The sequence below is a fragment of the Actinomyces sp. genome (assembly GCF_030530635.1).
Lineage (GTDB): Bacteria > Actinomycetota > Actinomycetes > Actinomycetales > Actinomycetaceae > Actinomyces.
Genome location: NZ_JAUMUL010000020.1, coordinates 1 through 22887, shown reverse-complemented (window position 1 = coordinate 22887; position 22887 = coordinate 1). Strand labels below are relative to the sequence as shown.

The window sequence follows — 22887 nt, the reverse complement described above, 5'->3', positions numbered from 1 at the left end:
ACCTCAATGCCGATTCCTGAATCATCCGGAAGGACTTACTCATGACCGATTCAACCAATAGTGTGGAGAACATGAAGCCGACCAGGTCCGTATATGTCGCCCGGTTGCTGACCGATTCCGTCACCCACGAGCTCACCACCCACAGCGATCCGACCTTCGACGTCGGCCAGGAGGCGCCGCCCGCCCGGGCGGAACTGCTGGACCGGGTCGCCGGCAAGGACGCCGTCATCGTCACGCTCACCGAGCGCATCGACGAGGAGTTCTTCATCGCGGCCGGCCCGAACCTGAAGGTGGTGGCGAATGTGGCTGTCGGATACGACAATATCGACCTGGACGCCGCCGCCCGCCACGGGGTCACGATCACCAACACGCCCGGTGTCCTGGACGGCGCCACTGCGGACCACACCTTCGCCCTGATCCTCGCGCTGGGCCGGCGCATCGTCGAGGCCGACCGCTTCATCCGTGAGGGAAACGACTGGGTGTGGGGGCCGCGGATGTTCGTCGGCCTGGACGTCTCCGCTGGCGCCACCCTGGGCATCATCGGCCTGGGCCGCATCGGACGGGCGGTGGCCCGGCGTGCTCTGGCCTTCGACATGCGGGTGATTGCCGCCGACGCCACCCGCCCGCTGGGCAGCAGCGTGGACGGGGTGGAGATCGTAACCCAGGAGGAGTTGCTGGCAGCCGCGGACGTGGTGACGCTGCACGTGCCGCTGCTGCCCTCGACCCGGCACCTGATCAACGCCGAGACGCTCGCACTCATGAAGCCGGGCGCCTACCTGGTCAATTGCGCCCGCGGGGGCATCGTTGACGAGCAGGCACTGATGGAGGCGATCGACTCCGGGCACCTGCGCGGCGCTGCCATCGACACCTTTGAGGGCGAGCCGCACGTCAATCCGGAGCTGGTCGCCCGGCCGCAGGTCGTGTTGACACCGCATACGGCCAGCGCCGGCGAGGCGACTCGCGACCGCATGTGCCGCCTGGCGGTCGATAATGTCATGGCCGTACTCGCCGGGCGGGAACCACTCACTCCCGTAACCACCGTTTGAGGCGAGGCCGGGACCCCGCCACCATGGCCAAGGAGGGCCGTACCATGAAACTCATATTGGCACCCGACTCCTTCAAGGAGAATATGACGGCCCTGCAGGCCGCCGAGGCCATGCGGCGGGGGGTGTATGACGTGCACCCCGACGCCGAGACGGTCATGGTGCCCATGTCCGATGGTGGTGAGGGCTTCGTGGATGCGGTTACCGCCGCCTGGGGCGCCGAGTTCGTCGAGGTGCCGGCCGTGGACGCCCTGGGACGCCCCATTAGTGCGGCGTACGGCATCGACGGCACCCGCGCCGTGATGGATGCGGCCAGTTGCGCCGGCCTGGAGCACATCGACCCGAAGGATCGGGACGTGCTGCGTTCCAACACTGTCGGGTTGGGACTACTCCTCAAGGACGCCGTCTCCCGTGGGGTCCGCACGATCGTGCTGGGCATCGGCGGGTCGGCGACCAACGACGCGGGCATGGGCATGCTCACCGCGCTGGGTGCGCGGCTGCTCGACGCCGCCGGGGAATCCGTCGCTCCCTACCCCGATCGGTTCGAGCGGATCACCGCCGTCGACCTGACGGGTCTGCCTGCGGAACTCGCTCAGACCCGAATTCACGTCGCCTGCGACGTGACCAACCCGCTGACCGGACCCGACGGCGCCACCGCCGTGTTCGGTCCCCAGAAGGGCGTCGACCCCGATATGGCGCCGGTCCTTGATCGCGCCCTGGCCCACGTCGCCCGGATATCGGGTCACGAGGCGGAGGCATCCGATCCCGGTGCCGGTGCGGCGGGGGGCCTGGGCTTCGCCCTGCGAGCCTTCCTTGGGGCACAGCTCGAGCCCGGAGTGGAACTGGTGGCTCGCGCGGTGGGCCTGGCCGATGCCGCTGCTGGGGCGGACCTCGTGCTTACGGGGGAGGGATCGGTGGATGCCCAGACCCTGGCGGGAAAGACGCCCGCGGGGGTGGCCAGGGTCGCGGCCGAGGCAGGCGTGCCCTGTGTCGTCTTCGCCGGGCGCATCAAGGATGGGGCGGAGAACCTGCTCGAGCACGGGGTGAGCGACCTGGTCAAAGTCGGCCCGCCGGACGAGCCCCTGGCCGAGGCGCTGCGTCACGGCCAGGAGAACCTGCGCCGCGCCGTCGGCGACTACCTGCGGCGCTGATCCCCAGCCGGTGCGGGGCAGCTGCGCGTGACTTCTACCGATCTCGGCATGTAACTTCTACCGATCTCGGCGAGTCAGTCGGTGGGGGTGCAGGTGCCGGGCGTGTAGCCGTACTCCGCCAGGGTCGCATAGGTCTGCTCGTTGGGTGGTGCGGCGAAGTCCTCCCCGACCGGGTCCGCGGGCACATTCACCAGGTTGACGGCCTCGCCACTCCCGCCGGCGGCGGCGCGTGCGGTGTGGGCCAGGCGGGCCAGGTCCAGCAGGCCGGTGCCGGCATCGACTCCCAGATTCCCGGTCAGGGACCAGGCGAGCGACTGCAGCGCCAGGGGACTGCGCGCCCGCTCCCGCAGGGACGACATGACGGCGCGCATTACCACGCCGGTGAAGTGGCTGCGCCGCTCGGCGCCCTCCTGCTCCGGAAGTGCGAGCCACTGCCCGTCGCGCTCCACTTCGGGGTGGCGGGAGCGGACCAGTGCCAGGGCGTCCACACCGCTGAGGCGGTGGGTGCCCGCGGCGTCAATCTGCAGTCCGGAGAAGGGGTCGCGCACCGGCTCGTCGATTTCGACATCGACGCCTCCTAGGGCGTCGACGATGCCGGCGAACTGCGCCATATCTATGGTGACCACATGGGTGGTGGTCACACCGTAGGCGGAGCACAGGGCGTCGACGGTGTGCTGCGGGCCCTGCAGGAAGGAGGTGGCCAGCCGTTCATCGAACAGCTGGCCCGGCGCCACGGTCAGGTCCCGGGGCAGGACCAGTACGTTCAGGCCCGAGGCGGTCGGTTGTACCAGCGCGGCCACATCGGCACGTGCCTGCTCGCCCACATCTTCCACGCCGCCGTAGCGGGCGGGGCCGTCGGGCAAGGAGGTACGTGAGTCGGTACCGATCACCAGCCAGGTGCTTGGGGTCTTTGACCCGATAACGGTGCCATTGGCCGGGCTGTGCGGCAGGTTGACCTGGAAGTGGTCCAGGCGCGCCCACAGCAGACCGAGATCACCGGCTGCGAGGGCCAGGAGGGCGACCAGGGTGGCGCTGACGACGGCGAGTCCGGGCCGCCTGCGTCCCCATGCACGCACCCGCGCCCACCAGGCGGAAAGTGCCCGGTGGGCGCGGGTGAGCATGCCGGCCGCTGCGGGCGAGTTGTCAGATGAACTCATCACCCGGCAGACGAAGCAGCGATCAGGCGTGCCTGCGGGCGCGCAGCACCACGGCGCCGGAGGCGAGCAGACCGGCCGCGAGTATGGAGAGTGTCAGGCCCGCGCCACCGGTCTTGGCCAGCTCCTTGCCGGAGGCCTTCGCCGGAACGGTGGCGGCGACGGTCGCGGAGACGTTCTGGCCCGTGTTGTTCGGCTGGTTGTTGTTCGGCTGGTCGTTGTTGCCGGTGATGCCGGAGTCATTCGGGTCGTCGGTCGACCTCGCGGCGGTGGCGTACACGCCGTTGGTCACGGTGATCAGCGCAACGGAGTCGCCGCCCTCACCGTAGCGGTCGCCGGCCAGGCGCAGCACGTAGGTGCCGTCCGGCACGGACGGGGCCGCGAAGGTCCCGTTGAAGTTGCCGCTCGCGTCCACGACACCCGAGCCGAGAGTGGCGACGGGGGTGACGTCGGCCGAGTCGGCGTCCCCCTGGCGGATCAGCGTGTTGTTGACGGTCTCGCCCGGGGTCAGGCCGGAGGCCGTGATCTCGAAGGACTGCTGACCGGCGGTGGAGCCGTGGATGATGTAGGAGCCGTTAAAGCTCGTCCCATCCAGGATGAGCTGCTCACCGGCGGTGCCGCTGGTTGCACCGTTGTAGGTGGTGCACGCCGCGGCGACGAACCACGGGTCGACATTGGGGTCGGTGCCGAGTTCGGCGACGGCGGCGGACAGGTCCAGCGTCGCGGTCCAAGTGCCGTCGGCGCCGGCGTCAACGATCACCGGAGTGGAGTAGGTGGTGCCCTGGTTGTTGTTGGTGAGGAACACGCCCACCTTGCCGGGATTCTCTAAAGTGCCGCAGCCGGAGCCGGTCACGGTGATTGATGAGGCGGGGTCGACGACGCGGCTGGACGGGGCGTCGAGCGTGAAGCCGTCCTCCGTGGTATCGGCGACGGCGGGGGTGGACACGGCCACACCGCCGGCCACGAGCGCGGCAACGGCGCCGAGAGTAGTGATGGAGCGTCCCAGACGCATAGATCCTCCAAATGGGATAGACGAGGCACGGCGCGGGGTGGCGCCGGATTGGAACCAGCCTCTACGGATATCGGTTTGGAGACAACCCCATCTCGTGTGATCCAGCTGTAATTCGGGGTCGGACTGGCTTCACAACAGTCACACCAGTCACAGAAGTGGGACCTAGGACCCGGTTAACCTGTGTTTTGTGTGAGCGTTGATGGGGAGAAGTCCCCATGTGGCGCGGCTCTCGTGTATCTCACGGAGGGGAGTATCGACCCATGGCTGGCAACGCAGAGATCACGATCGTCGGTTCGGCGCATATGTGTGGCCCGCAGTCTCACCAGATGGTCACGCGTTCCTCGGGGGCGAGCCACAGTGCATCGTTCTGGCTCACCCCGAAGGCCTCGTAGAAGGCGTCCACGTTGCGCACGATCCCGTTGCAGCGGAACTCCGCGGGGGCGTGCGGGTCGATCGTGAGCAGCAGCTCGGCGTAGTCGTCGCGGCTCTTGTTGCGCCAGATGCGCGCCCAGGAGTAGAAGAAGCGCTCCAGGCCGGTCAGATTGTCTAGCACCGGCGCCTCGGCCACGGAATCGATGCCGGCGTCGGCCAGCGCCAGCGCATAGGCCTTCAGCGCAATGCCCAGTCCGCCCAGGTCGCCGATGTTCTCCCCGATCGTGAGCTTGCCGTTGACGTGGGGGACCTTGTTCACGTCCTCGCCGTCGGCTTCGGCGCGCGCCACGAGTGCGGCCGGACGGTAGGCGTTGTACTGCGCTATCAGAGCCTGAGTGCGCGCCTCGAAGGCCTTCCGGTCGGCCTCGGTCCACCAGTCGGTCACCTTGCCGTGCCCGTCGAAGGTGGAGCCCTGATCGTCGAAGCCGTGGCCGATCTCGTGGCCGATCACCGCGCCGATGCCGGCGTAGTTGACGGCGTCGTCGGCCTCGGGGTCGAAGAAGGGTGGCTGTAGAATCGCAGCGGGGAAGACGATCTCATTCATGGTCGGGTTGTAGTAGGCGTTGACCGTCTGCGGGGTCATGTGCCACTCATCGCGATCCACCGGGCCTCCCAGTTTGCGCAGGGCGCGGGCCAGCTCGCAGGCCTCCACCGAGCGTACCGAGCCGACCACGTCGCCGGGTGTCACCGTCACGGCGCTGTAGTCGCGCCATTTGGCGGGGTAGCCGATCTTCGGGGTGAACAGGGACAGCTTCTCCAGGGCGCGCTCGCGGGTTGCCGGGCTCATCCACTCCAGTGCGGAGATCGAGGCCCGGTAGGCCTCGATCAGGCGGGCGACCAGCTGCTCCATGCGCGCCTTGTGGGTGGGTGGGAAGTGTCGGGCCACGTACAACTCGCCCAGCGCCTCTCCCAGCGTCCCCTCGATCAGACCGACACCCCGCTTCCAGCGGGCCCGCAGCTCGTCCACGCCTTGCAGCGTGTGGGAGTAGAAGTCGAAGTTCTCCTCCACGAATTCGCTTGACAGCAGTGTGGCGCGGCCGTGCACCAGGTGCCAGGTCACCCAGGCACGCAGATCCGCCAGAGAGGCCTCCTGCCATACCTGTGCCAGATGGGGCAGGTAGTCGGGCTGCTCGACGATCGTCTCCTGCAGCAGCACGCCCGGCTGCGCGCCGGCGGCCGCGGCCGCCTCGGCCACGCCGTCGTACCACTGCTGCCAGGGGAACCTGGGCGCGGATTCGACCAGGTCCTCCCAGGTCGTGGGGTTGTTGATCTTCTCGATGTCGCGGCAGGCGACTCGGTCCCAGTGCCCCTTCGCCAGGGCGGTTTCCAGGGACATGATGCGCTCGGCTAGTGCATCAGCGTCGGCTCCCAGCTGCTCCGGCAGACCCGCCAGGGCCAGCATGCGCGCCACGTGAGCGACATAGGCCTCCCGGATCTCGGCGCGGTCCTCCTCCCGGTAGTAGGACTCGTCCGGCAGGCCCAGTCCCGACTGGGCCATCCAGGTGGTGTAGCGCTCGGGATCGTTCAGGTCCACCTCGACGGCGATGTCCACCGGCCCGGTGAAGCCGGCGGCCAGGCGCGCGCCCAGGGCGTGGGCGAGCGCCTCCTTGTCCGCCGCCGCGAGTACAGGCTCGAGCTCGACGGTGAGCGGAGTCGCGCCCAGCTCATCAATGTGCTCGGCGTCCAGGAACGCGGCGTACAGCGCACCGAGCTTGGCCGACGGGTCGGTCGGGAGGCCGTCGTACGGGGAAGCGGCCAGCTCCTCCAGGATGTCCCGGCAGGCGGCCTCGGCGGCGTCGCGAAGCACCAGGAAGGAGCCGGTGGCGGGGCGGTCGGCGGGGATCGTCGTCGTCGCCAGCCAGGTTCCGTTGGCGTGGCGGAAGAGGTCGTCCTGAGGGCGCACGGAGGTGTCGGCCGCGGCGGGCTCGTACACGCCGGCCAGCACGACCTGTCCGGAACCGGCCGCCGCGGAGTCGGCGTGGGTCGACGCGTGGACTGGGGAGTCGCTCGGATCGGTCATGGCGCAACGCTAGCCCGGGCTTGCACATTCGCCCGTAATCGGGGGTGGGAGGCGCCAGAATTGTTCGCGTGAGGCACAATTCACCCATGCGCATTCACATCGGCACCGACCACGCCGGATTCGAACTCAAGGGGGCCCTCGTCGACCACTGGCGGGCGGCAGGTCATGAGGTCATCGATCACGGCTGCTACGTCTACGACCGCCTCGACGACTACCCGGAGTTCTGCATTGCCTGCGCCGAGGCGGTGGCGGCCGAGCCGGACAGTCTGGGGGTGGTGCTCGGCGGTTCCGGCAACGGTGAGCAGATGGCCGCCAATCTGGTGGGCGGCGTGCGTGCGGCACTGGTCTGGAGCGAGGAGACGGCCCGGCTGGCCCGCCGCCACAATGACGCCAACGTGGCCGGCCTGGGTGCCCGCATGCACACCATTGATGAAGCCGTCAGCATCCTGGACGCCTTCATCGCCGAGCCCTTCAGCGGCGAAGAGCGCCACCAGAATCGGATCGACCAGATGGCCGCATACGAGCGTGCTCGACGGTAACCCTGATGCCGCCCGGGGCCGGACCGGACCTGAGGGCCTCGATCACAGGCGGTGGACTTACGCACCGAAAGCCTCAGGTGAGACGCCCTGCCATGGGGCCGTAACCATCGTGTAGCGTCCCCGGTATGCCCGAAGGCCACACCGTCCACCGCCTCGCCCGTGCGCTGACCGAGCTCTACGGCGGCCAGCGCCTGACCGTCACCTCCCCGCAGGGGCGCTTCACCGACGGCGCCGCGTGTCTGAGTGGTCAGGTCCTCCTGGGCGGGCAGGCCTACGGGAAGCAGTTGCTGCTCCCCTTCGCGTCGGCCGCGGATGTTCCCATCGATTCCCCGGATGTGACCTGGCTGCGCATCCACCTGGGCCTGTACGGCTCCTGGACCTTCAACGGCGACGCCTCCTTCACCGCCCCCCACTCCATCGGCGCGCCCCGTCGGCGGCTGGGAGAGCGCGGGGAGCATGCCCTCGCCCACGGCGGCGGTTCGGCGCTGTCCGGGCTCAACGGCGAAGCGCCCGCACCGGCGACGGTAGGATGGGTTGCGCCGGAGCCTCGCGGCGCGGTACGGGTGCGCCTGGCCGGGGAGCACGGGGTGGCCGACTTGACCGGCCCGACGGTCTGTGAGTTGCTGGACGCCGAAGGCGTGGCTGCGGTTAGGCGTCGTCTGGGTCCCGATCCGCTGCGTCCTGACGCCGATCCTGAGGAGTTCGTTGCGGCCGCGCGGCGACGTCGGAGAGCAATCGGCGAGCTGCTCATGGACCAGTCGGTCCTCGCCGGGGCCGGGAACATCTTCCGCGCCGAGGTCCTCTTCCGGGTGGGCCTGTCCCCGTTCCGGTCGGGCAACCGGATCAGTACCAAGCGACTGCGAGAGATATGGGATGACCTGGTGCCACTCATGGAGTACGGAGTCGCCACCGGTTTCATCACCACGGTGGATGCCGCGGAGGTGCCTGAGCCACTGCCGGAGGATGACCAGGAGGCCGGACGCTGGTACGTCTACCACCGTGCGCTGCGGCCCTGCCTGCGGTGTGGCACCAGGATCGCGGAGCGGGAGATGGGCGGGCGGCGCCTGTTCTGGTGCCCCACCTGTCAGGCATACTGATTTAGCGCTGGTTTCGTATTCAAGCGTAGGCTCAGGTGCCGGGCACATCCGGCTTACGGCGGGGCAACAGGGCCATGACCAGCAGTGCCACGCCTACGCCGGACAGTAGCAGGATCACGGCGGTGATCAGGTCGATGCGCGCACCCAAGGCGACGGCCAGTAGTAATCCGCCCAGCACCAGCAGGAACAGCCCCCACACCAGGGTGCTGGCGCGCACGCCCTGCGGAGCGTGCGGTGCCGAGGTGGCGGCTGCGGCGTTTGGACCTGCCGGCCTGCGCGGCCCACTCCAAACGTCCCGTTCGGGGGCTGCCGATGGCATCTCGCCGGGCAGTTCCCGAGCGGGGGATTCCGGAGGCTTGCCGCCGGGCAGCTCCCAGGTATCCGCGGGAGACGGCGAGGTCTGCTCCGACTGGGGAACTTGGGTGGTGGGCGCCTCATCGGCGGCTGCGGCGTTCGCGGCGTCTTTGGCATCGGTGTTGCTGTTGTTCATGATCGGCTCCTTAGTACAAGTACGAGCGCGGAGATTTCGGTTCAGTGGGTCGGGGTGGGGCTGGGCTCGGTCGCCGCGGCCGACGGGGACGGTGCTGCCGTCGATGGCGACGAGGCGGACGGCTCCGGTGACGGTTCGGAGGCATCGGGCCCGGCCCCGGTCCGCAAGGCCTCGTCAACGCAGTCGTCCCAGGCCGCACGCCCCACACCGGTCAGTTCGGACACCCCATACCAGTCGCCATACCACCCCTGGTCCTCCCAGTCATCGGGATCGTCTCCATCGTCCGAGGCGGCGTCAGCCAGGGCATCGGTGACGGCCTCGCTGCAGGTGGTAGCGGTCTCCGTGCCGATTGCCGTATGCGTCATACCGGGGACGGGAAGGGTGTCATGCGACTTGCCGTGCTCGTCGACCCATGACTCAACGATCCATGCCGCGTCGTCCTGGAGGCCGTACCAGGTCACCTGGTTGGGCTGCTCGTCGACATTCACTGCACCAACGCCCACTTCGATATCCAGGCTCAGGGCGGTGCCGGCCTCCTGCGCGGCGGGGGATCTGAGTGAAACGAGTTCACCCGGATGCCAGCGCTCGGAGTGGCGGGAGGTTACGGAATCACCGTTTACCGTGTAGCGGCTCCGGTGCCAGGCGTTGTGATGAACGGTCATCACGCCGCCGTCGGTTGCCCAATCGCTAATCGTGTCGGCGTAGGTGGGGCCGGCACCCACAGTGGAGTTCACGGAGAGGTTCTGCTCCGCGGACGTGCGGATGGTAACTGTGCCGACGCCGATGCTGAGTGCAGCCCGCACGCGCGGCTCCGCACCCGCGGGCATATCGGTCAGGTCGAGGACGACTCTCCCGGCGGCGTAGTCGCCCAGACTCACGATTGTGTTCGCGTTGCCGCGGGCGCCGGAGAACTGGCGCTTCAGGTCGTCCCAGGTCAGAGTCACCGTGTGGGCGGTCGTACTCCAGGTGGTATCCCTGGCGCTGAGTGCTCCTCCCGGTACGCCGGTGCCGAGCATGAGGCTGGGCACGGCGATCACGGCGGCTAGCCAGCCCAGGCCGGTCATCCAACCGCCGCGGCGATGGCGCAGAGCGCTGATGACGACGCCCGCGCCCAGCAGGGCGGTTACGGCCCCGATCGCGGCGAGCCACGCGGCGATCGGTCCCATATGGCCGGTGTACCAGAGCAGCACGATTGCGGCGAGGCAGCAGAAGATAATGCCGGCGACGGTCTGACCGAGGCGATGTCCCGGGCCGGGGCGGCGGGGCAGTACCGGCGCGATGGGGCGGGGCGGGGGCCCCGCGGGCGGCATGGCCCGCATGGGCACGCCGGGATGGCCTGCCGACATGGTTGCGCCCGCAGGCCGGGGGCCGGCCTGGGGCCCGGGCACATTTGAAACGGGTGCGGCTGGGTACGGTGTGGGTGTCCCGGCGTGAGGCGGCCCGGCGGACGGCATCGTGGTCGGACCCGCGGGGCCGGGGCCGCCCGGAGTAGGCGGCTGCGGATACGGTCTGCGGCTGCTGCGAATGACGCGGTACCCGCAGTAAACGGCACCCACCACCAGACATGTTCCCACCACGGACCACAGCAGGTCGTAATAGCCCCATCCGGCCCAGCCGCGGATGTACCAGGAGGGGATCAGTCCATGATCGATCAGTACCCAGCCGGAAATGAAGGTCGCCACCGCCCCGGCGAAGCCGGCGTCGAAGTCGCCGCTCAGGACCTGCTCGAAGTGGATCCGGCCGTCGGACTCCTCCGGCATGAGCGCCCAGCCCAGCCCGTACAGCACCAGCCCCAGGCCGGTGAATACTACCAGTACGACCCACACGCAGCGCACCAGGGTGGGATCCAGCCCCAGCCTGCGGGCCACACCTCCGGCCACCCCGGCGATCCACCGCTCATTCGTGCGCGCCAGCCCGGCACGCCGCAGTGAGTCGAAGAATCCCGCCGTGGCCGGACGACGCGGTGGCGTGGGGGCGCCGGTTCCAGGCGGTGGGAAGGCGGCGTTATGAGGCGGAGGTACGGCACCCGGCGGGGGCACCGGGCCACCTGCCCCCCGGGGTGGGCCACCGTCGGTGGGAGATGCCTGGTCGTGCGGATATTTGGCGGACGGGTCGCGTGGGGGCACTTCACTCATAGCTTTATGGTCCGTGTCCGGGCTTTGGTGGCGCGATGGGGGGCCTCCCTGACCCGTCCCCGATTCGTGTGCGGCGCCTCCCTGAATCCTGGGCACCTCGTGTTTGAACCGTGGTGGTTGCCCGGCTTGCGCCGGTTGCACAGCGCAGGCCAGGACCCACCGAGACCGGCACTCTACGCGGTCAGCGGTCTGCTCCAAAAGGGGCTGTCGTGCGACCATTGGACCATGACCCAGACGGTTTCCGGCGCGCCCAGCGCATCCGGCCTGCCGCCGACCGTTCGCCCGCCGCTACGGCGCCCGCCCCGACGGGCACCGCATCCGGGCCCATCGCGGATCGTCGCCGGCGTGTGCGGGGGACTAGCTGTCCACCTGGGCGTGACGGTTGCGGCAGTGCGCTTGGCGATGGTGGTGCTCACGGTCATGGGCGGGGGCGGGGCCCTGCTGTATCTGCTGCTGTGGGTGCTCGTGCCTGCGGGCAATCCCCTCGATTCCACGGGCCTGCCGCCCGCGCAGGCCCGTCTGGCCTCACGACTGGCGGGGCGCACCGCGGGCCAGCCCCTTCTCACAGCACGCTTGCGCGGCGTGGCCGGCGGCGCCGCCCTGCTGCTAGCAGCGGCCCTGCTCACCGCCTGGCGGCAGGGCGCCTTTGCCGGCGGGGCCGGCTGGCTGCTGCCGCTGATCCTGGTTGCCTCCGGCGCCGCCCTGGCCTGGTCACAGGCTGAGGCATTGACAGGTCCGGCGCGAGAGTCTGGCACCATGCTGCGTCTGGCCGGTGGCGTGGTACTTGCCGCCGTCGGCATTCTGCTGTGGATCGCGGACGACACTCCGCCGCGCGTGCTGCTCACCGGAGCCCTGACGGGAGGTGCCCTGGTGCTCGGCATTGGACTGGTGCTGGCACCACTTTGGCTGCGTACCAACCGGGCCCTGTCTGACACGCGCGCCGCCGAGGCCCGCGAGGCCGAGCGTGCCGACATCGCCGCTCACCTGCACGACTCCGTCCTGCAAACGCTCACCCTGATCCGTAAACGCGCCGATGAGCCCGAGGCGGTGGCCCGCCTGGCCCGCTCCCAGGAAAGAGAACTGCGCGCATGGCTGTACACCGACCGCGCCGAGGCGGCCACCTCCACCGCGGACGCTCTGCGTGATATGGCGGCCGAGGTCGAGGACCTGCACGGCGTCGAGGTCGAGCTCGTGATCGTGGGCGACCGCCCCCGGGACCCAAGTACGGAGGTGGTTGTCGCCGCCGCCCGGGAGGCCCTGTCCAACGCCGTGCGCCACGGGGCGCCGCCGGTGAGCGCCTACGCCGAGATAACCGCTGAGCACCTGGACGTATTCATCCGCGACCGCGGTTCCGGTTTCGACCCGGCCGCCGTGCCCCCCGACCGCCACGGGGTGAGAGAGTCGATCATCGGTCGTATGGAACGCCACGGCGGTCGTGCCACCGTGCGCTGTCGTCCAGCGGGCACCGAGGTGCACCTGTCCCTGTCCGCTCTGTCCGGGTCGACACCGCAGCCGTCCGCGCCGGTCTCCCAACAGTAGCCTGTCAAACCGTCCCTATACCCGACACGATCAAGGAGTCTCCGATGAGTCAGCCTGATGAACCGGACGTCAAAACCGCGCTGCGCATCCTCGTCGTCGACGACCACACCCTGGTCCGCGCCGGGGTGCGCGCCGAACTCGCCGCCGACGCCCCCGACTTGGAGGTGATCGCCGAGGCCGACGACGTCGAGGGCGCCATCGCCGCCGTCCACGCCCTGGTTCCGGACGTCGTCCTGCTGGATGTGCACCTTCCAGGCGGCAACGGCGGGGGAGGAGCCGAAGTCGTGGCCGCCTGCCGGGACGTGCCCTCCACCCGTTTTCTGGCTCTGTCCGTCTCCGACGCATCCGAGGACGTCGTTTCCGTCATCCGCGCAGGTGCCCGCGGCTACGTAACCAAGGCGATATCCTCCCTCGACCTGGCTCAGGCGGTGCGCCGGGTCGCAGCGGGAGACGCCGCCTTCTCCCCGAGGCTCGCCGGCTTCGTGCTGGACGCCTTCGGCGCCGGGGCGGGGGAGGTGGCCGTGGCCGACTCGGAGCTTGACCGGCTCTCCGCCCGTGAACGCGAGGTCATGCGGCTGATCGCCCGCGGGTACACCTACAAGGAGTGCGCGGCCGAGCTGTTCATCTCCGTCAAGACGGTAGAGACCCACGTCTCTGCCGTGCTGCGCAAGTTGCAGCTGTCCAACCGCAACGAGCTCACCCGCTGGGCCGCCGCCCGCCGCATTGTGTGAGATACCGGGGGCCGACGGCGTCAGTGGACGCCGCGGGCACGGTCCTGGTGCGGGGCGGTCAGGCCGTTGCGTCCCAGCGGCGTCCCGGTTCTCAACGGACCGGGACGCCTGGTGCGCTCAGCGCGCGCCGATTCGCCTGTGACGGCGCAGCACCGCGTTGGTCAGGGCGAGGAGAATCATGCCCGCACCGACGCTCAGAAAGATGTCCGCACCGGTGCCTCCCGTCAAAGGAGGCGACGGCCCTGTCGGCGGCTGATTCGGTGACGACGGAGTTCCGGTCAGCACCCAGGTGAAGGCGTATGTGATGGGGCCGGTGACCTCGCCAGTGGACTCGGTGATGTCAGTCGGGGTGTCCTCGTGCCATTCCATCCGGGCCGGGGCATCGGGGCGAGTGACGGTCAGAGTGCAGGTGTCGTGCAGCCATATGAGACTGGTGCTGCTCAGCTGCCCCTGGGAAGAGCCCGCGGGGACGGTTACCGATACGGAGTGGGTTCCGGAGGCCTGGCAGGCCAGGGTCCCGTCGAAGGTCATGGCCTCGGGGGCGCCGCTGGCGGGGAGTCCCTGGATGGTGTGCGTCACGGTGGCTCGAGTACGAGTGTTGGACAGTGCGAAGGTGGTGGATGACGTGTTCGTGTCCGGCGCCAAGTCCCAACGATCCGGTGCGGTGGTGGTCACGAGCTGGGAACTGGCGAAAGTGGCTGCGATCCCGGCATTACCAGTCACCGAGAGGACGACCGATGAGCCTTGGGGCAGGGAGGGAACCGTCCCGGTCACCGTGTGGGTGACCGGATCGTAGGTCAGGTCGCTGGGGCAGGTGGCGCCGCCAGTGGCCGAACAGGTCGGGGTGGCATCGTCATCTACGGTGAAGGCGTTCTTGGGCAGGGTGATGGTGACCGGTACGTCCGTGGCCGCGCCGCAGCCGTTGGTGACCTCCGCGGTGACGTTCATCTCCTGACCTGGTTCTGGCGCGGTCGTCGAAACCGAGGTGACTGTTGTTACGTCCGTGGTACGGATCGTGCCGTTGATGTGTTGGCTGGTGATGGTGCCGGGTGTGGCCTGGGTGTCGTCGGGAAGTGTGAAGGAGGCCTGGTTGTTGCCGGTGACGGAGCTGCCGGCTAGGCAGGCGACGGTGTGGGTGAGGGGGATGGTGAGTATGAGGCTGGTTCCGGCGGGTAGGTCGGTGGTGCGGTTGAGTGAGATCCAGCGGTTGCCGGAGTTTTCGCGGATTGTGGTGCCGTTGGCCCAGGTGGGGCAGGGTGCGGTTGAGGTCGGGTCGCAGTTGATGGAGTAGGCCAGGTTGGTGCCGGGTGGGTTGAAGGCGTAGAAGTCGGATATGCGCAGGCCGTTGACGTCGGTGGTGCCGGTGTTGGTGTAGGTGACGGTGTAGGTGCGGGTCTCGCCGGAGGCGACGGTTTCCTTGTCCTGGGTCTTGGTCACCGCCACCGAAGCGGTACGGTCCAACGCGGTGTTCTGAGTGACGGTGTTGGTGGAGGGGTCGAGTTCGGTGTCTTCAGGCGCGCTGACCGTGGCGGTGAAGGCCGCCGAGGAGGACACGGGGTAGCGGCCGGTCACTACGACCGTAACGGTTCCCAGGGCAGGGAGGGCAGAGTCGGGATTACGCCGGTGACGGTGAGCTGCTCGGCTGGGCTCGCTCCGTCGGTGGCGGTTCCAGGTGCGGCGGTGATCGAGGTGGTCCCGGAATCCATGCTCAGTGACAGCTCAACGTTGGTGGCCGGGTCCGCTCCCCGGTTGGCGATCGTCATAGTCGCCTCAAAGGCTGAGCCGACCCCGGCCGCGGCGGGGACCTGAAGCTGGACGATCAAGTCGACGGCTCCCGCGGCCACTGCCCTGACCGGCACGAGCAGTGTGGCGCACAGCACCAGCACGGCCAGGGTCGTGGCAACTACGGTGGTCTGTATCCGTGATGGCTTGGCCTTGGTAGGCGCACTGAACATGCGGGAACCGGAGGGACGAGACACGCCAGCAGGCTAACGGCGTCGGCAATCGTTCATGACTCATGCAGGCCCCGATCGCGACACCATAAGGACCCAAATCGGTGTCGGCACTTCCCCGGACCGGGCTGCCGGGTCCACCGAGCGCAGGCAGTCGCCTAAGCGCTGAACCCGTGACCAAGTGCCTGGGCACGTGATGCGGGTGAATCGTGCGAGGATGGCGGCCGTGACCCAGCTGGCCCAGCAGCCGATGCCCGAGCGGATCGCCCGGGCAGCCGTACACGTTGCCGCAGGCGGACTTCTTGCCCTGCCCACGGACACCGTGTACGGCTTGGGCGTTCGTGCCGACGATGCCGCCGCCGTCTGTCGGCTACTGGCTGCCAAGGGGCGCGGCCGCACCATGCCGCCCCCGGTACTCATTGCGGATGGCTCCCAGCTCGACGGCGTCGTCGCCCGCGTTCCGGATGCCGCCCGAGCCCTCGTGGAGGCCTTCTGGCCCGGGGCGCTCACCCTGGTGCTCGAGGCCGCTCCAAACCTCGACTGGGACCTGGGGGACACCGGTGGCACGATCGCCGTGCGTATGCCCGACCACCCTCTGGCCCTGGCCCTGCTGCACGCCACCGGTCCCATGGCCGTGACCAGCGCCAACGCCACGGGACAGCCCCCGGCCACCGACGCCGCCGGAGTGCGGGCGGCCTTCCCGGGACGCGTGGGCGACGCGGACACCGTTGTCTCCGACGCGGTCGAAAACACGGACATACTGCTGCTCGACGGCGGCCCCACTCCCGGGCCGGTTCCCTCCACCATCGTCTCCCTGGTCGGGCCGGCCGCGTGGGCGCCCGAGGTACTGCGTGAGGGCGTTATCAGCCGAGAAGAGCTGGAGAGGCTGGGAACGTGAAGGTCTACCTGCTCCTACTGCTGGTCGCCGCGGCCGTCACCTACGTGTCAGTGCCGATCGTGCGCCACCTCGCCCTGGTCAGCGGCGCACTCACCCCGGTGCGGGCGCGGGACGTGCACGCCACCCCCATCCCACGGCTGGGCGGAGTGGCCATGTTCGCCGGCCTCGCCACCGCGATGGTGGTTGCCTCCCAGGTGCCCTACCTGTCCCGGGTCATAGACTCCTCGGCCTGGGCGGTCGTGCTCGGCAGCGGTATGGTGTGCCTTCTCGGCGTCATTGACGACCTGTGGGAGCTGGACTGGATGACCAAGCTCGTGGGGCAGACGCTCGCAGCCGGCGTCATGGCCTGGCAGGGCGTCCAGTTGATCACCTTCCCGGTGGCGGGCCTGACCATCGGCTCCTCGCGGCTGTCCCTGGTATCAACGATCGTGGTGGTCCTGGCCGTGATCAATGCCGTGAACTGGATCGATGGCCTGGACGGTCTGGCCGCCGGCATCATCGGCATCGGTGCCTCCGCATTCTTCCTGTACATCTACGTGCTCACCCGCCACACCTCCCCGGACTCCTACACCTCCCTGGCGGCCACGGTGATGGCGGCCCTGGTCGGCATGTGCCTGGGCTTCCTGCCCCACAACTTCCATCCCGCCACCATCTTCATGGGTGACTCCGGTTCCATGCAGCTGGGGTTGATCAGCGCCGCCGGCACCATCATCGTCACCGGGCAGATCGACCCCGGCACCCTGGAGGGCCCGACGGCGGTGCCGGTGTTCCTGCCCGTGATCATTCCGTTGGCGGTGCTGCTGCTGCCGCTGGCCGACATGGTCCGGCTGATCGTGCGACGCACGCTGGCGGGCCACAGCCCATTCCATGCCGACCGCATGCATATGCACCACCGGCTGCTGGCCGCCGGCCACTCGCACCGCCGCGCCGTGCTGGTGATGTACGTTTGGGCGGCCGTGGCGGCGTACTCGGTGGCGGCCATGGCCTTCTTCCCCCCGACCCGGGTGCTGGTGGGCGTCGCCGTAGGCGTAGGCCTTGCCCTGGTGGTGACCGTGGACCTGATGCCCGGTGTGCGTCAGGCCTGGGTGCGGCGACTGGGCGCCCGCCCCGCCCGTCATGCCCGCCCCCGACCCTCCAGGGGAGGGCGACGTTGAAGCGGAGTTCGAAACCGGCTCGCACACGCACGGTTGCGGAGCGCATGTCGCAACAGTCACTGTTCCGCCGCACCGCGGCGCGGGTGTCCTGGACCGGGGGTGTGATCACCGCTGTCGCCTTGGGGGCAGGTGCTGTGGCGGGAGGCGACGCCTGGGCCGGGGCGGCCGGAGGCGGCCTGACCGGCTTGCTTCTTACGGGGATCACCGTGGTCGCGCTGCTGATCCCGTGGGAGCGCTTCCCCATGCTGGCGTCTGCCGGTGTCATGGTCTCCTTCGCCGGCAAGGTGGCGGTGATGATCGGGACGGTGCTGTTGCTGGGGGCGCATCGGGAGCAGCTCTCTCCGGCCTGGTTCTTTTGCGCCTTCGCCGCGGTACTGCTGGGGGTGACCGGCGTCGAAGTGGTCTCGCTCGGCTCCGGCAGCCACGCGCCCTCCGGCCGCTTGGAGGCGTACGACGACGCAGAGGATGAGGCGTAGCCGTACCAGCCGGGTGGGCCGCATCCCGTCGACATCCTCCCGGCCAGGCGGGAGCGGGGCGGCCGATGGCGGCGGATCCGGCCGGACGGGTGTACGACCGGCATGGAAGAAAGGTAAGGTCATATTCCGATGAGGGGGTACCATATCCGCCAGGCTCTGAGCCCGATGGCCGCGGCGGGTGCCTTCGGATACCGTCGCCGTGGCACATGGTGGCAGTGCCTTGAGTCCGCAACCGTTCATGAGGAGGTCCGGTGACAACGACTGTGATCCTCACCGCCGGCCTGGCAGCGATCGCCCCGGTGGCGGACGGCGGCGGGTTCGAGCCGCCCTCGCTCGACGACTTCTACCCCGAGGCCTTCGCCCTGGCGGGCACTGCCTTCGAACTCAACCGCGTCATGCTGGTGCGCATCATTATGACGCTGGTTCTCGTGGCCCTGTTCGGCATCGGCGCGGCCCGCGCCAAGGTCGTGCCGGGACGCATGCAGAACCTGTTGGAGATGATTCTGGAGTTCGTGCGCAAGAACATCGCGGTGGAGATCCTCGGGGAGAAGTACGGCGCCCGGTATACGCCGATCATCACTACGATCTTCCTGGGGGTGTTCTTCCTGAACATCTCCGGCATCCTCCCCGGGCTGCAGATCGCCTCCACGGGCGTGGTCGGCATGCCCCTGGTATTCGCCATCGCCTCTTACATCGCTTTCGTATACGCGGGTGTGCGGGCAAACGGCGTGGCCAGGTTCGTCAAGGGGGCGCTGGTGCCCACCGGTGTGCCCGGCTTCCTGTACCCGCTGATCGTACCGGTGGAGTTCCTGTCCACCTTCATTCTGCGACCCCTGACGCTGACTATCCGTCTCATGGCGAACATGATCTCCGGGCACCTGCTGCTCTCGCTGTGCTTCCTGGCCACCAACGCCCTGTTCGTCTATGCGACGGCGCAGCTGAAGATCCTCGGCACGATCACCTTCGTGGCGGGTATCGTCTTCATCCTGTTGGAGGCATTCGTCGCCGCCCTACAGGCCTATATATTCGCCCTGCTGTCCGCGGTATACATCGAGTCCTCGGTGCACATGCACTGACCACCCAACCCACACGAGGAGTTACCACATGGGAATCACCGGTTCTATCGCGACGATCGGCTACGCCCTGGCCACCGTCGGTCCCGCCCTCGGCATCAGCATGGTCGTGGCGAAGACTCAGGAGTCAACGGCCCGCCAACCCGAGGTTGCCGGCGTGCTGCGTACGAACATGTTCATCGGTGCGGCGCTGATTGAGGCCCTTGGTCTGCTCGGCTTCGCCGCCGGATTCGTGTTCCAGTGACGGAAGTGGCCAGCATGACTGCCGGTGCCGTCGTGGCGGCCGAGGCCGGGGCCCCGGAAGGTATTTTCCTGTTCGTGCCGCACCTGGCCGATCTGGTGTGGGGCACGATCTGCTTCCTGGTCATCGCCGTCGTCCTGATCAAGTACGCGCTGCCGCGCTTCAATGCGGTGCTCGACGAGCGGACGGCGAAGATCGAGGAGGGCCTGGCTCTGACGGACAAGGTCAAGGAGGAGCAGTCCGACGCCGAGGCCCGGGCCGCCCGCCTGGTTGAGGACGCCCGCCTGGAGGCCGCCAAGATCCGTGAGCGCGCCCAGGTCGAGGCGGACAAGATCATCGCCGACGCTCGCGCCGAGGCCGACGGAGAGGTCGGCCGCGCCATGGAGGTGGCCGAGCGGCAGATCCAGGCCGATAAGCAGGCCGCCCAGATTTCGCTGCGCGCGGATGTCGGCCTGTTGGCCACCGACCTGGCGGAAAGACTGGTCGGTGAGCATTTGACCGACACCGAACTGTCCGGGCGCGTAATCGACCGTTTCCTCGACGAGCTCGAGCACACACCGGTCAGCCCCGCCTGGGCCGCGAGAGCGGAGGCGATCCGGTGAAAGCCGGCACCTCCGCCACCCGCGCGCTCACCGAGCAGGCCTGGGCCCCCGTCCTGGCCTCCGCCGGTGCGCAGGGACAGGAACTCGGCGAGCAGATCCTCGCGGTCGCGCATGAGATCGCCTCGAATCCGCTGCGGGGCCCCTTGACCGACCCCAACCGGGAACCCGGGGACAAGGCCGCTCTGGCCTTCCGCCTGTTCGCCGGGAGGGTGGACGGGCGCGTCGTTGAACTGCTGCAGGGCATGGTGCGCGGTCGCTGGTCGCGCGCGGTTGATCTGATCAGTGCCCTGCACGACCTGGGTATCAAGGCAATTCTCTCAGGAGCCCGCGCCGGAGGAACCCTCGACGACGTCGAGCAGGAGGTCTTCGCCGTCGCCCGCGAGGTGTCCGCCAACCGAGAGATCCGGCAGGCGCTCGAACCGGCTCGCCGTACCAGCACCGATGCCCGGGTGCGCCTGGCCCAGCGACTGTTCGGCTCTCGCATCTCCCACCCGGCCATGACCCTGGTGGTTTGGTGCGTACGTCACCAGCCGGAGGTCGCCGTCGGCGGGGTGCCCTACAACCTCAGGCGTGTCACCGAGCTGGCCGCCGCCATGCAGAACCGGGTCATCGCAGACGTCGTCACGGCCGTGCCGCTGACCAGGGCCCGCCAGGCCCGCCTGCGCGAGATCCTGGTCCGCCGACTGGGGTTCGATGTGGAACTCAACCTGGAGGTCGACCCGGCGGTCATCGGCGGCGTGCGGGTGATGGTGCGCGACCTTGTCATGGACAACACCGTGCGTCGCTCGCTGGCGGGGCTGCGCACCACCCTGACCGGATGACGGGCCCGCGCGGCACCGCATACACAAGCCAAACGAACAGTTGCGAGCAAGCAGCAAGCCACAGCGAATGGAGACGACAGATGGCTGACATGACCATCGCGGCGGCGGACGTCCGCTCCGCCCTGGAGGAGTTCGTCGCGTCCTACCAGCCGGCCCAAGTGGCCGCCGATGAGATCGGCCACGTGGTCTTCGCCGCCGACGGCATCGCCTACGTCGAGGGCCTGCCCGGGGCGATGGCCAACGAACTGCTCACCTTCGAGGACGGCACCGCCGGACTGGCGATGAACCTGGACGAGCGACAGATCGGAGTGGTCATTCTGGGCGACTACTCCGGCATTGATGAGGGGCAGGTCGTGCACCGCACCGGTGAGGTCCTCTCCGTTCCGGTGGGGGACGCCTTCCTCGGCCGCGTCATCGACCCGTTGGGTCGGCCCATCGACGGGCTCGGGGAGATCGCTGCCGAGGGCCGCCGCGCCCTGGAGTTGCAGGCGCCCGGCGTCATGGCCCGCAAGTCCGTGCATGAGCCGCTGCAGACGGGACTGAAGGCCATCGACTCCATGATCCCGATCGGCCGCGGCCAGCGTCAGTTGATCATCGGCGACCGCAAGACCGGCAAGACCGCCATCGCCCTGGATACGATCCTGAACCAGAAGGCCGCTTGGGAGACCGGCGATCCGAGCCAGCAGGTGCGTTGCATCTACGTGGCCACCGGGCAGAAGGGCTCAACCATCGCCTCCGTGCGCGCCACGCTGGAGGAGCGCGGCGCCCTGGAGTACACCACGATCGTCGCCTCCCCGGCCTCCGACCCGGCCGGCTTCAAGTACCTGTCCCCGTACACCGGCTCCGCCATCGGTCAGCACTGGATGTACGGCGGCAAGCACGTGCTCATCGTCTTCGACGACCTGTCCAAGCAGGCGGAGGCCTACCGTGCCGTATCCCTGCTGCTGCGCCGTCCGCCGGGCCGCGAGGCCTACCCCGGTGATGTCTTCTACCTCCACTCCCGGCTGTTGGAGCGCTGCGCCAAGCTTTCCGACGAGCTGGGGGCAGGCTCGATGACCGGACTGCCGATCATCGAGACCAAGGCCAACGATGTCTCCGCCTACATCCCCACCAATGTCATCTCCATCACCGACGGGCAGATCTTCCTGCAGTCCGATCTGTTCAACGCCGACCAGCGGCCCGCCGTCGACGTGGGCATCTCGGTCTCCCGGGTCGGCGGTGACGCCCAGATCAAGGCCATGAAGACCGTGGCCGGCACGCTCAAGATCACCTTGGCCCAGTACCGATCCATGCAGGCCTTCGCCATGTTCGCCTCCGATCTGGATGCCGCCACCCGTCAGCAGCTGACTCGCGGTGAGCGGCTGATGGAACTGCTCAAGCAGCCGCAGTTCACCCCATATCCCGTCGAGGAGCAGGTGGCCAGCGTTTGGGCGGGCACCAACGGCTACCTCGACGACCTGGACATCGCCGACGTGCTGCCCTTCGAGCGCACCCTGTTGGACCACCTGCGTCACAACACCGACCTCTTGGACACCATCCGGAACACCGGGCGCCTGGAGGAGGACACCGAGGAGGCGCTGCGCCAGGCCGTGGAGTCCTTCCGCACCACCTACCTGGCCGGTGGGCGCATGCTCTCCGGCGAGGTCGGGGCCCTTGAGGAAGAGGTTCCCGCGGAGCACACCGCCGAGCAGATCGTCGTCAAGAGGGGCTGACCGACGTGGCAGGGAGCCAACGCATCTACAAGCAGCGCATCCGGTCCACACAGACGCTGCAGAAGGTCTTCCGGGCGATGGAGCTGATCGCCTCCTCCCGGATCGGTTCCGCACGCAACAACGCCCAGGAGGCCGGCCCCTACGACCACGCCCTGAGCCAGGCCGTCGCCGCCGTCGGCAGCCACGCGGCCATGGACCACCCGCTCACGCGTGAGCGGGTGGACACGGACCGGGTCGCGATCCTCGTACTCACCTCCGATCGGGGCATGGCCGGCGCCTACTCGGCCACCATCCTGAGAGAGACCGAACGGCTCATCGAGCAGCTGACGGAGGCCGGCAAGGAACCGGTCCTGTTCACCTACGGACGGCGGGCAAGTGCCTACTTCGCCTTCCGGGGCCGCCCGGTGGAGTTCTCCTGGACCGGCGAGTCCGACCGCCCCAGCGACGCCTCGATCGAGGAGGTCGCCACCGTCATGCTGGACTACTTCCTGTCCAGCCCAGAGGCCGGTGGCGTGGCCGAGGTGCACATCGTCTTCACGCGCTTCGTGTCCATGGTCTCGCAGGTGCCCGAGGTGCGCCGCATGCTGCCGCTGACCGTCGTCGACGTCGACGGGC

At 68.7% G+C, this 22887-nt stretch carries 22 protein-coding genes; 15 read left to right on the top strand and 7 right to left on the bottom strand.

Features of this window, described 5'->3' with window-relative positions; all coding sequences use genetic code 11:
* Positions 1–41: 41 nt before the first annotated feature.
* Both Q4A20_RS06630 and Q4A20_RS06625 read left to right on the top strand, forming a co-directional pair.
* Positions 42–1046 (top strand): D-glycerate dehydrogenase, encoded by a 1005-nt coding sequence (locus Q4A20_RS06630; protein WP_303121545.1) that lies wholly within the window; start codon positions 42–44, stop codon positions 1044–1046.
* A 44-nt stretch (positions 1047–1090) separates the two neighbouring features.
* The gene (locus Q4A20_RS06625) at positions 1091–2194 is read left to right on the top strand and encodes a glycerate kinase (protein ID WP_303121544.1); all 1104 of its coding nucleotides are present in this window, start codon (positions 1091–1093) and stop codon (positions 2192–2194) included.
* Positions 2195–2268: 74 nt separating this feature from the next.
* Here Q4A20_RS06625 and Q4A20_RS06620 read toward each other — a convergent pair whose 3' ends face one another.
* The 3 genes from Q4A20_RS06620 to Q4A20_RS06610 all read right to left on the bottom strand — a co-directional run bounded on the left by Q4A20_RS06620 (position 2269) and on the right by Q4A20_RS06610 (position 6812).
* Complete coding sequence (locus tag Q4A20_RS06620) at positions 2269–3351, bottom strand: LCP family protein (RefSeq protein ID WP_303121542.1); 1083 nt, start codon at positions 3349–3351, stop codon at positions 2269–2271.
* Between the two features lie 22 nt (positions 3352–3373).
* Positions 3374–4360 (bottom strand): hypothetical protein, encoded by a 987-nt coding sequence (locus tag Q4A20_RS06615; RefSeq protein ID WP_303121540.1) that lies wholly within the window; start codon positions 4358–4360, stop codon positions 3374–3376.
* Positions 4361–4679: 319 nt separating this feature from the next.
* Positions 4680–6812: a M13 family metallopeptidase gene (locus tag Q4A20_RS06610; RefSeq protein WP_303121538.1), complete on the bottom strand. Its 2133-nt coding sequence runs from the start codon at positions 6810–6812 to the stop codon at positions 4680–4682.
* Positions 6813–6898: 86 nt separating this feature from the next.
* Here Q4A20_RS06610 and Q4A20_RS06605 point away from each other — a divergent pair, with 86 nt between their 5' ends.
* The gene (locus Q4A20_RS06605; protein WP_303121536.1) at positions 6899–7351 is read left to right on the top strand and encodes a ribose-5-phosphate isomerase; all 453 of its coding nucleotides are present in this window, start codon (positions 6899–6901) and stop codon (positions 7349–7351) included.
* 125 nt (positions 7352–7476) lie between these two features.
* Entirely contained in the window at positions 7477–8448 is a 972-nt protein-coding gene (locus Q4A20_RS06600) for an Fpg/Nei family DNA glycosylase (RefSeq protein WP_303121534.1), read from the top strand.
* Positions 8449–8479: 31 nt separating this feature from the next.
* On the opposite strand, the gene Q4A20_RS06595 is transcribed toward Q4A20_RS06600, so the two are convergent.
* Both Q4A20_RS06595 and Q4A20_RS06590 read right to left on the bottom strand, forming a co-directional pair.
* Positions 8480–8938: a hypothetical protein gene (locus Q4A20_RS06595; RefSeq protein WP_303121532.1), complete on the bottom strand. Its 459-nt coding sequence runs from the start codon at positions 8936–8938 to the stop codon at positions 8480–8482.
* A gap of 41 nt (positions 8939–8979) precedes the next feature.
* The gene (locus tag Q4A20_RS06590; RefSeq protein WP_303121530.1) at positions 8980–10977 is read right to left on the bottom strand and encodes a PspC domain-containing protein; all 1998 of its coding nucleotides are present in this window, start codon (positions 10975–10977) and stop codon (positions 8980–8982) included.
* A gap of 321 nt (positions 10978–11298) precedes the next feature.
* On the opposite strand from Q4A20_RS06590, the gene Q4A20_RS06585 reads away from it, so the two are divergent.
* Both Q4A20_RS06585 and Q4A20_RS06580 read left to right on the top strand, forming a co-directional pair.
* Positions 11299–12612, top strand: a complete 1314-nt coding sequence (locus tag Q4A20_RS06585; RefSeq protein WP_303121527.1) for an ATP-binding protein — start codon at positions 11299–11301, stop codon at positions 12610–12612.
* A 44-nt stretch (positions 12613–12656) separates the two neighbouring features.
* On the top strand, positions 12657–13343 hold the full coding sequence (locus Q4A20_RS06580; RefSeq protein ID WP_303121525.1) for a response regulator transcription factor: 687 nt from the start codon (positions 12657–12659) through the stop codon (positions 13341–13343).
* A 117-nt stretch (positions 13344–13460) separates the two neighbouring features.
* Here Q4A20_RS06580 and Q4A20_RS06575 read toward each other — a convergent pair whose 3' ends face one another.
* Entirely contained in the window at positions 13461–14915 is a 1455-nt protein-coding gene (locus Q4A20_RS06575; protein ID WP_303121523.1) for a hypothetical protein, read from the bottom strand.
* Positions 14915–15322 (bottom strand): hypothetical protein, encoded by a 408-nt coding sequence (locus Q4A20_RS06570; protein WP_303121521.1) that lies wholly within the window; start codon positions 15320–15322, stop codon positions 14915–14917. Before Q4A20_RS06570 ends, Q4A20_RS06575 begins: the two co-directional genes overlap by 1 nt.
* Before the next feature lie 223 nt (positions 15323–15545).
* Here Q4A20_RS06570 and Q4A20_RS06565 point away from each other — a divergent pair, with 223 nt between their 5' ends.
* From Q4A20_RS06565 to Q4A20_RS06525, 9 genes are all read left to right on the top strand, one after another.
* Complete coding sequence (locus Q4A20_RS06565) at positions 15546–16193, top strand: L-threonylcarbamoyladenylate synthase (protein ID WP_303121587.1); 648 nt, start codon at positions 15546–15548, stop codon at positions 16191–16193.
* A complete protein-coding gene (locus tag Q4A20_RS06560; RefSeq protein WP_303121519.1) occupies positions 16190–17347 on the top strand; it encodes an MraY family glycosyltransferase in 1158 nt (385 codons plus the stop codon). The genes Q4A20_RS06565 and Q4A20_RS06560 overlap by 4 nt, the downstream gene beginning before the upstream one ends.
* A gap of 44 nt (positions 17348–17391) precedes the next feature.
* The gene (locus Q4A20_RS06555) at positions 17392–17823 is read left to right on the top strand and encodes a hypothetical protein (protein ID WP_303121517.1); all 432 of its coding nucleotides are present in this window, start codon (positions 17392–17394) and stop codon (positions 17821–17823) included.
* 251 nt (positions 17824–18074) lie between these two features.
* Positions 18075–18899 (top strand): F0F1 ATP synthase subunit A, encoded by an 825-nt coding sequence (atpB, locus tag Q4A20_RS06550; protein ID WP_303121514.1) that lies wholly within the window; start codon positions 18075–18077, stop codon positions 18897–18899.
* Positions 18900–18933: 34 nt separating this feature from the next.
* A complete protein-coding gene (gene atpE, locus Q4A20_RS06545) occupies positions 18934–19140 on the top strand; it encodes an ATP synthase F0 subunit C (protein WP_303121585.1) in 207 nt (68 codons plus the stop codon).
* 14 nt (positions 19141–19154) lie between these two features.
* Complete coding sequence (locus Q4A20_RS06540) at positions 19155–19739, top strand: F0F1 ATP synthase subunit B (protein ID WP_303121583.1); 585 nt, start codon at positions 19155–19157, stop codon at positions 19737–19739.
* Positions 19736–20560, top strand: coding sequence for a F0F1 ATP synthase subunit delta (locus tag Q4A20_RS06535; RefSeq protein ID WP_303121512.1), 825 nt, complete (start codon positions 19736–19738; stop codon positions 20558–20560). Before Q4A20_RS06540 ends, Q4A20_RS06535 begins: the two co-directional genes overlap by 4 nt.
* A gap of 80 nt (positions 20561–20640) precedes the next feature.
* On the top strand, positions 20641–22272 hold the full coding sequence (gene atpA / locus Q4A20_RS06530) for a F0F1 ATP synthase subunit alpha (RefSeq protein WP_303121511.1): 1632 nt from the start codon (positions 20641–20643) through the stop codon (positions 22270–22272).
* 5 nt (positions 22273–22277) lie between these two features.
* The coding region (locus tag Q4A20_RS06525; RefSeq protein WP_303121508.1) for a F0F1 ATP synthase subunit gamma at positions 22278–22887 on the top strand (610 nt) is incomplete at its 3' end.

Excerpts from the sequence above, each read along its gene's own strand:
- Q4A20_RS06580 (WP_303121525.1), top strand. The coding sequence starts at position 12,657 with ATGAGTCAGCCTGATGAACCGGACGTCAAAACCGCGCTGCGCATCCTC.
- Q4A20_RS06630 (WP_303121545.1), top strand. The coding sequence starts at position 42 with ATGACCGATTCAACCAATAGTGTGGAGAACATGAAGCCGACCAGGTCC.
- Q4A20_RS06625 (WP_303121544.1), top strand. The coding sequence starts at position 1,091 with ATGAAACTCATATTGGCACCCGACTCCTTCAAGGAGAATATGACGGCC.
- atpA (WP_303121511.1), top strand. The coding sequence starts at position 20,641 with ATGGCTGACATGACCATCGCGGCGGCGGACGTCCGCTCCGCCCTGGAG.
- Q4A20_RS06595 (WP_303121532.1), bottom strand. The coding sequence starts at position 8,938 with ATGAACAACAGCAACACCGATGCCAAAGACGCCGCGAACGCCGCAGCC.
- Q4A20_RS06565 (WP_303121587.1), top strand. The coding sequence starts at position 15,546 with ATGCCCGAGCGGATCGCCCGGGCAGCCGTACACGTTGCCGCAGGCGGA.
- Q4A20_RS06540 (WP_303121583.1), top strand. The coding sequence starts at position 19,155 with ATGACTGCCGGTGCCGTCGTGGCGGCCGAGGCCGGGGCCCCGGAAGGT.
- Q4A20_RS06605 (WP_303121536.1), top strand. The coding sequence starts at position 6,899 with ATGCGCATTCACATCGGCACCGACCACGCCGGATTCGAACTCAAGGGG.
- Q4A20_RS06555 (WP_303121517.1), top strand. The coding sequence starts at position 17,392 with ATGTCGCAACAGTCACTGTTCCGCCGCACCGCGGCGCGGGTGTCCTGG.
- Q4A20_RS06600 (WP_303121534.1), top strand. The coding sequence starts at position 7,477 with ATGCCCGAAGGCCACACCGTCCACCGCCTCGCCCGTGCGCTGACCGAG.
- Q4A20_RS06615 (WP_303121540.1), bottom strand. The coding sequence starts at position 4,360 with ATGCGTCTGGGACGCTCCATCACTACTCTCGGCGCCGTTGCCGCGCTC.
- Q4A20_RS06585 (WP_303121527.1), top strand. The coding sequence starts at position 11,299 with ATGACCCAGACGGTTTCCGGCGCGCCCAGCGCATCCGGCCTGCCGCCG.
- Q4A20_RS06620 (WP_303121542.1), bottom strand. The coding sequence starts at position 3,351 with ATGAGTTCATCTGACAACTCGCCCGCAGCGGCCGGCATGCTCACCCGC.
- Q4A20_RS06610 (WP_303121538.1), bottom strand. The coding sequence starts at position 6,812 with ATGACCGATCCGAGCGACTCCCCAGTCCACGCGTCGACCCACGCCGAC.